Origin of the sequence: Mycobacterium szulgai (assembly GCF_002116635.1) — a bacterium.
GTDB lineage: Bacteria > Actinomycetota > Actinomycetes > Mycobacteriales > Mycobacteriaceae > Mycobacterium > Mycobacterium szulgai.
The window spans coordinates 21,368-28,910 of sequence record NZ_LQPW01000076.1; the positions used below are offsets into that span (position 1 = coordinate 21,368).

Sequence of the window (7,543 nt, forward strand, 5' to 3'; positions counted from 1 at the left end):
TTCACCGCGGCACCCGTGCGCTGAGAGCGGGCATTGTCAGATAACTATGCCGGGGTGATCGCCAGCGCGAGTTCTTGTGACACAGAGTTCAACAGGGTGGGCACGATGCCGCTGACGGGCGCACCGGATATGTCCTCCACAAATGGGGGCAAGAACCACACCAGAGTCCCCGTCAGTGGATGTGGCGGAGCGAGAATCCCGTCAAACGGGACATCAAGCACCAGCAGGCCCAGACCAACCGGTAGCACCAATGGCAGTGTCACTTCGCCATTGAGGAAGCCGTCGGCGACGAAGGCAGGAGCACCGATGAGTGCGGCAAGTGCCCCCGCACCATCTCCGGTCTGGATCGCGTCGGTAAAGGCCCCCACGCTTGTTCCGAGCCCCTCGAGTGTGCTGAGCGGCGGGCCTATCGCCGCTAGGGCAACCGCCGGTGTCACCTTCGTGAGCGCATTCCCGATATTGCCGAGGTTCTGCTGGATATGGCCGGGGATGGCGGTGATCGGGAGTAGGTCTGCCGCAACACGATTCAGCGCCGACGGGTCGGACAGCGCCGCGCCGAGGTCTTGCGCCGCGGTCTGCAGCGACGTGGCGATCGTGGAACCGTATGCGGTCTGGTTGGCAACGACCTGGCGCAAGAACGGCGCCGGGTTGCCAGCCCATGCGCTGTTGAGGCTTTGCAGGTTGGCGGCTGTATTCGCAACAAGGTCTTGGTAGGGGCCGAAAATGCCCGGAGTCGTCTGTGCCGACACGGAAGCGCCGGTGGGATTCAGCGGCTGCCCCAGCAACGGGGACGCATTCACGGTATTGATCAGAGCCTGCTCGGCGTTGGCGATCTCGGTGCTGAGATATGCAGTCGCGCTGCCGTTAAGCAAGTTCATGAACTGCTCATGGAATGCCGACGCCTGTCCGCTCAAGGTTTGAAATTCCTCAGCGTAAGCGCTGAACAGGCCCGAAATCGCCGTCGACACCTCGTCGGCCGCCGCAGCTACCACGCCTGTCGTGGGCGCTGCCGCCGCCGCGTTGGCGGAGCTGATCTTCGAGCCGATGTTTGCGAGATCTGTTGCCGCCGCCGTCATTAGCTCCGGGGCCGTGATCACAGACCACATCTGGCACCTCCACCCGTCAAGCCGGCAAACGCTGGCGTTGCACTCCTCAAGCGATGTCCAGTTTCTTTCGCCACCACGCCTCCCGGTAGGGGATTTGTACCTTTTGTTGAATCAGCCGGACACCGGTGTAGTCACGGTCTGTGGCCTCGAAGGGAGCGATCGTCAGGCGCGCGGCTGAGGTTTGCGCCGAGGTGGCGGCCCGGCGAATCATCAACAGCTATGACCGCGAGGCAACGAGGAGGCACCTACGGCATCGGCAGTTTCACTGACGTTGACGGCTGAGCGTGCAGCCTAAACGTGTTGACGAGTTGAAGCCCGGAGACAGGATCCGGATGAAGATCGGGCACGCCACCCTCGTCGACACCGAACCGATCGGCGAGGACCGCACTCTGCTCACCTTCCTCTACGGGACAAAGGTTCCGGCCGACAACGATGTCACCGTCGATGTCCTCGACGACGGCGAATGGGGTTGGTAGAACACCCGCTAACCCCCAATCAACGCTGGTTTTGACCGGGGCAAGGAGGCAACATCAATTGACGGCGGCCGTCACCGCCACCATCGCATGAAGGTCGACCATGATTGACGACACTGTCCGTCTGCTGGCGCGCACCACCTCGCGGCTTGGCGGGGCACTGCCGTTCATCGGCCGGTTCTTCGGTGACAGCCGCGAGATTGACGTCAACGGCCGCGTGGTGTTCATTACCGGCGCCGCCCGTGGCCTGGGCGCGGAAATCGCCCGCCAGGCCTACACGCGCGGCGCATTCGTTGCGCTCGTCGGCCGGCATCTGGCGACGTTGCAGCAACTCGCCGACGAGTTGGGCGACCGCAGCGCGGCCTTCGAAGCCGACGTCACCGACGCCGCCCGGTTGCAGCAAGCCGCCGACGATTCGGTAGCCAGGTTCGGCGGCATCGACGTCGTCGTCGCCAACGCCGGCATCGCACCGCCATCTGACACCGTCGCCACCATCGACCCGGCGGAATTCGAGCGCACCGTCGAAGTGGACCTCCTCGGCCAATGGCGAACGGCCCGAGCCACCATGCCCGCGCTCATGAAAAGTCACGGACACATCGTGTTCATCGGCTCCATCTATGCGTTCTTCAACGGGGTGCTGGCCGCCCCTTACGCCATGAGCAAGGCAGGCGTCGAGCAATTGACCCGGGCGCTGCGCGTCGAGCTGGCACCGCACCGAGTCACCGCTGGTATCGCTTACCTGGGATTTATCGAAACCGATTTGGCGGCAACCGTTTTCACCCGAGAACAGGTGAACGCGATACGTAAAGCGATGCCCGCTTTCATGTCGCGGCCGATTCCGGTTACCGACGCGGCCAAGGCAGTTCTCGACGGCATCTCCCGTAGAGCCGCAACCACGTGCGCGCCGGCGTGGGTCGCCCCGCTGCTCAACATGCGCGGTGTCACAACGGCGGTCATGGACGATTTCTTGCTCCACAACCGCACCGTCAACTCGGCGGTCAACAGCGCCGAACAAGCCGCACGCAAGCGCAGGCCGATTCTCAAAGGATGACAACCGCGTGCCCGAGCAACCGCTGAATCACCCAAGTCAGCTGGTCTTGAATGAACTCAAGGCGCTGCGCAAAAGACCGGATGGTGTTTGCGTCGCCGCCATTTCCCTGTCGCCGGCCATCAGTCAGCTCCTTGGCAATGGAGATCCGCTGGTGGCCTGGAGTCGACTGCAGCAACTGGCGATGGGAACCGAGCCGAGTCGGGAAATCGAGTGGGCACCAGAGCGTTATTGCGTCTAATACCAACGGCGCAGGGCACTTCAGACACCCAAAAAAGGTCGTCAGTGCCGCAAGGAATCGCTGGTTGAGGATTGCGGCGCCGATCAAAGCCGCGCAGATCAGCCCTAGCACAGGCACAGTCGTAGGGTTGCTGACCAGCCTGCCGATGTCGCGGCCAGCACGGCATCGGCAAATGGATGTCCGCCGGCATCGGGCAGCATGCTTGACCTTCTTGTTCTTGGACACCTTTCCCCCAGCCCGACGCTCGTTCAATGCGGTTCACCATCTTCAGGCTCCTAGGTCCGGAGCGAGCAGTCGTGACATGAAAGTGACATCTCAACGCCAGAAGGAACCGCTCTTTCTCCCGACCAGTCGAAGGCGCAACGGCCGGGAGCGGCGCAGCCTGTCAGTCGCCGGGGAGGGCCGGCAGATGGTCTCGGATACCTTGCAGATCACCTTGGATGCCCTGCATATCGCGCTGGATCGCTTGCAGATCAGACAATGTGTTCTCCAAGCCTGGTCGCATTGGCGCAGTCGCCGTTTCGTACTGAGGGCAGTACGAAACGACGGCCCCGGCCGCGAAGTGGGCGCTTTGATCGGCATCCCAGACGGTCGATTGCTGCACGAAGCGGACGGCCGCCGCGAGGTCGGGCTGGCGCGCCAGAAAATCGCAGACCGCATGCGCCTGCGTCGTCACGTATTCGTTACTGGGAATCGGCACGCCATCCTGTTTCAGCACGGCGAAGAACACCCGGTCGGTGAGGTCAACCGGTGGCGATTGGGATTGCGGCGCCGGCGGTTCACCCTGCGAAACCGATGGCGGCGGAGCGGCTTCCGCCGGCTCGGCCGAGGGTTGGCTGTGCCGGCCGAAAAACATGGTTAGCAATGTGGCGCCCACGGCCAACAGCGATAGCGGCAACAGCGCGCGAGGCGCTAGGCGGCGCAGCGCACTGTTGCGCACGCGCGGCTTGACGTCGCGGCTGGGACGAGACAACACCTTGGTCTCAGCGGGCCCCGCGCGATGGCCAAGGCGTTCGTCGAGCAGTTCGTCGACGCGTTGCGACGACAACTGACCGCCCAACGCACCACCGGCAGATTGGCGCTGAAGAGCGATGAGCCGCAATTCCGAGTCGATCGTCTCGCGATCGCGCATTCTGTCAGTCTGAGTGCGGCCCGGCGTTGCCACAAGTCCCCACATACAGCTACCGCTTGCGTGCGAGGAAAGCCTGCATGTGGTGTTGCGGCTCGCCGGTCAGAAACGCCAGACCGAACTGCTCGACGCTGTCTTCGATCGCGCCGTGCAGCGTCATCTCGAACCACTTGTTGAGTAGGCGCTTTTGTTGCCGGACCGCGTGCGGGCCGAATCCGGCCAGTCTCGCGGTGAGCGCAGCAATGCGGGTGTCCAGGGCGCCTGCGGCGACGACTTCATGCACCAGACCCCACGTGGTGGCGGTCGTTGCGTCGATGGTTTCGCCGGTCAGTAGCAGCCAGGCCGCACGAGAAGCGCCGATCAACGACGGCATCAACGCCGCGTGGATCACCGACGGGATCCCGACTGCCACTTCCGGCATGCCGAACTTGGCGCCCGGCTCGGCGATCCGCAGATCGCAGCACATCGCGACTTCCAGACCGCCGCCGAGGCACCAGCCCGCGAGCCGGGCGATGACCGGGACCGGGCATTCACGAATCGCCTCACACAGACCCGCAAGTCGCCGGATGAACGCTTCGCCGCTGGACCGGTCCAAAGTGACCATCTCGTTGATGTCAGCGCCGCCGATGAACGCCGACTCGCCCGCCCCACGCAGCACGACCACTCGCACGTCGTCGTCGTCACGCAGGGCACGAAATGCTTCTGCCAGTTCCTCGATAGCGCCGGTGCCGATGATGTTCAGCGCTTTGGAGTTGATGACCTCGATTGCCACCATGCCGCCATCGCGACCGATCCTGACGAAACGCTTTGTCATCGTTTGTTCCTAGATCAGTCCCGCAACGGCGTTCGCGGAAGTCGACCCACTCACGCTAGTCGGGAAACCCTGCGCCGTGCTTGACGTGGCCGTCAACCCCTGTCACGCTCTCAGCGGAGCAAGTGTTCCACTATCTTTGCGAAGTGTTCTTCGGCGACTGAACGAGAGGCAGCGATGTCATATATCTCAGCGGTTCCCGAGGTATTGACTTCGGCGGCAACGGCTTTGGGGCAGGTCGGTTCGACCCTCAATGCGGCGAACCTGGCCGCCGCGGTGCCCACCACCGCGGTACTGGCCCAGGGCGCAGACGAGGTGTCGGCCGCGGTGGCCACGCTATTCGCCGGGCATGCCCAGGAATACCAGGCACTCAGCACCCGGCTCGACGCGTTTCACCAGCAGTTCGTGGCGGCGCTGAGTTCGGCGGGCCGGACGTATGCCGCCGCCGAAGCCGCGAGCGCCAATCCGTTGCAATCTTTGTTGGCCGCGATAAACGCGCCCACCGAGACGCTGCTGGGCCGTCCGCTGATCGGCAACGGCCACGACGGAACAGCGGCTCATCCCAACGGCCAGGCCGGAGGGCTGCTGTTCGGCAACGGCGGCAACGGGTACTCCCAAACCGGCAACACCGGTGTGGCCGGCGGCAACGGTGGGGCGGCCGGGCTGGTCGGCAACGGCGGCGCCGGCGGGACCGGCGGAACCGGAGCGGCCGGCGGCGCCGGTGGGAGCGGCGGCTTCTGGTACGGCAACGGCGGAGCGGGCGGCACCGGCGGAGCGGGCGTGGCCGGCATGCCCAACTTCAACGGCGGCAGTGGCGGCATCGGCGGAAACGGCGGATCCGCCACATTGTGGGGTAACGGGGGGACCGGCGGAGAGGGCGGTACCGGTGGGACGGGCGTGCCTGCCGCAGGTAGCGGCGGAAGCGGCGGGGGTGGCGGTGCTGGCGGTCTGTTTGGTGGTCTGACCGGAGCGGGCGGACGCGGCGGGGCCGGCGGAATGAGTTCGGATGGCATAAACAGCGGCGTCGGCGGCACCGGTGGAGCCGGTGGAATGGGTGGCACCGCAGGCCTGTTCGGCGCGGGCGGGGCCGGCGGAGCCGGCGGAGCCGGCGGCATGGGAGTAGTCGGCGGCGATGGTGGAGCGGGGGGGACCGGCGGGATGTCTGGCGCACTGTACGGCGCTGGAGGTGCGGGCGGGGCGGGTGGCGCCGGAAGCACCGGCATCTCCGCCGGCGGCCATGGCGGGGCCGGCGGCCAGGGCGGCATGACTGGGATGCTTGCCATCGGCGGCGCCGGCGGCGCCGGCGGGGCCGGCGGATCGGGCCCGGATTATGGCGCGCAGGGCGGCGACGGCGGGCACGGCGGCTTCGGCGGCTGGCTGGTCGGCGACGGTGGCCCCGGCGGGGCCGGCGGGGCCGGTGGCTACGCCACTGCGGTCGGGGCCCCCGTCAACGGCCCCAACGGAGGCAACGGCGGCATCGGCGGATCGTCGCCGTTTGTCGGTGTGGGGGGCAATGGCGGGGTACCCGGGGCCGGTGGGTCCGGCAGCAACGGCGGCAACGACGGGCGTGACGGCCTGGGCGGTCCCGGCGGTCTTGGCGGAGTTATCTACGGCCATCCAGGACAACCGGGCTAGCCGAACAACGGGTGAGAGGGCAGCGATGTCGTATATGTCAGCGGCGCCGGAGGTGTTGTCTTCGGCAGCAACGGCTTTGGGCCGAGTCGGTTCGACACTGTATGCAGCGAACGTCGCTGCGGCCGTGCCCACCAGTGCGGTGCTGGCCCAGGGAGCTGACGAGGTATCTGCGGCGGTGGCCACGCTATTTTCCGGGCATGCCCAGGAGTACCAGGCACTCAGCACCCGACTCAATGCGTTTCATCAGCAGTTCGTGGCCGCGCTGAGCGCGGCCGGCCAGTCCTACGCGGCCGCCGAAGCGGCCAGCGCCGACCCGCTGCAGGCCTTCTTGACCGCGATCAACGCGCCCACCGAGGCGCTGCTGGATCGTCCGCTGATTGGCAACGGCCGCGACGGGACGGCCGCCCACCCCGACGGCCAGGCCGGTGGACTGTTGTACGGAAACGGCGGCAATGGCTATTCCCAATCCAACAGTGGTCTGGCCGGCGGCGCCGGCGGCGCGGCGGGGCTGGTCGGCAACGGCGGGTCCGGCGGGACCGGGGGATCTGGCGGGGCCGGCGGTGTCGGTGGTGCCGGGGGCTTCTTGTACGGCAGCGGCGGATCCGGCGGCGTCGGCGGATCCGGCGCCGCCGGCGGAAACGGCGGGGCCGCTAGTTTCGTGTACGGCAATGGCGGCGCCGGCGGCGCCGGCGGCAATGGTGTGGCCGGCGCGTCGGGTTTGAACGGCGGCAATGGCGGCATCGGCGGCAACGGCGGGTCACCCACGCTGTGGGGTAACGGTGGGGCGGGCGGCGTCGGCGGCGTCGGCGGTCAGGCCCCCGCGGTCAATGCGCCGGGCGACCCTCCGGGTTACGGGGGCAGCGGCGGACACGGTGGCGGCGGCGGGGCTGGTGGACTCCTCGGCGGTACGGCTGGGGTCGGCGGACAAGGCGGTGCGGGCGGTGTCGCCGGGCTCGGTTTCGGCGGCGCCGGCGGCATCGGCGGCATCGGCGGCACGCAGGGCGGGATCGGCATCGGTGGGGCCGGCGGAGCGGGTGGCGCTGGCGGGGACGGGCAGGTAGCCGGCCCCGGCGGTGCCGGGGGTACGGGGGGTGTCGGTG

Annotated in this window: 8 protein-coding genes; 5 read left to right on the forward strand and 3 right to left on the reverse strand. The window is 67.1% G+C overall.

Features of this window, described 5'->3' with window-relative positions; translation table 11 throughout:
* Window positions 1-44: 44 nt before the first annotated feature.
* Window positions 45-1,106, reverse strand: coding sequence for a PE family protein (locus AWC27_RS32710; RefSeq protein WP_085670810.1), 1,062 nt, complete (start codon window positions 1,104-1,106; stop codon window positions 45-47).
* 332 nt (window positions 1,107-1,438) lie between these two features.
* Here AWC27_RS32710 and AWC27_RS31035 point away from each other — a divergent pair, with 332 nt between their 5' ends.
* The 3 genes from AWC27_RS31035 to AWC27_RS30140 all read left to right on the forward strand — a co-directional run bounded on the left by AWC27_RS31035 (window position 1,439) and on the right by AWC27_RS30140 (window position 2,868).
* Window positions 1,439-1,582 (forward strand): hypothetical protein, encoded by a 144-nt coding sequence (locus AWC27_RS31035; RefSeq protein WP_169726771.1) that lies wholly within the window; start codon window positions 1,439-1,441, stop codon window positions 1,580-1,582.
* A gap of 100 nt (window positions 1,583-1,682) precedes the next feature.
* The gene (locus tag AWC27_RS12705) at window positions 1,683-2,630 is read left to right on the forward strand and encodes a short-chain dehydrogenase/reductase (protein WP_139836966.1); all 948 of its coding nucleotides are present in this window, start codon (window positions 1,683-1,685) and stop codon (window positions 2,628-2,630) included.
* Between the two features lie 7 nt (window positions 2,631-2,637).
* Window positions 2,638-2,868, forward strand: coding sequence for a hypothetical protein (locus AWC27_RS30140; protein WP_139836967.1), 231 nt, complete (start codon window positions 2,638-2,640; stop codon window positions 2,866-2,868).
* A gap of 385 nt (window positions 2,869-3,253) precedes the next feature.
* On the opposite strand, the gene AWC27_RS12715 is transcribed toward AWC27_RS30140, so the two are convergent.
* Both AWC27_RS12715 and AWC27_RS12720 read right to left on the reverse strand, forming a co-directional pair.
* Window positions 3,254-4,000, reverse strand: coding sequence for a DUF732 domain-containing protein (locus tag AWC27_RS12715; RefSeq protein ID WP_085670812.1), 747 nt, complete (start codon window positions 3,998-4,000; stop codon window positions 3,254-3,256).
* A 49-nt stretch (window positions 4,001-4,049) separates the two neighbouring features.
* Window positions 4,050-4,811 carry an enoyl-CoA hydratase gene (locus AWC27_RS12720; protein ID WP_085670813.1) on the reverse strand — a complete coding sequence of 254 codons (762 nt, stop codon included), beginning with the start codon at window positions 4,809-4,811 and terminating at the stop codon, window positions 4,050-4,052.
* Between the two features lie 174 nt (window positions 4,812-4,985).
* On the opposite strand from AWC27_RS12720, the gene AWC27_RS32715 reads away from it, so the two are divergent.
* Both AWC27_RS32715 and AWC27_RS12730 read left to right on the forward strand, forming a co-directional pair.
* Window positions 4,986-6,443 carry a PE family protein gene (locus tag AWC27_RS32715; protein WP_085670814.1) on the forward strand — a complete coding sequence of 486 codons (1,458 nt, stop codon included), beginning with the start codon at window positions 4,986-4,988 and terminating at the stop codon, window positions 6,441-6,443.
* A gap of 25 nt (window positions 6,444-6,468) precedes the next feature.
* The coding region (locus AWC27_RS12730) for a PE family protein (protein WP_085670815.1) at window positions 6,469-7,543 on the forward strand (1,075 nt) is incomplete at its 3' end.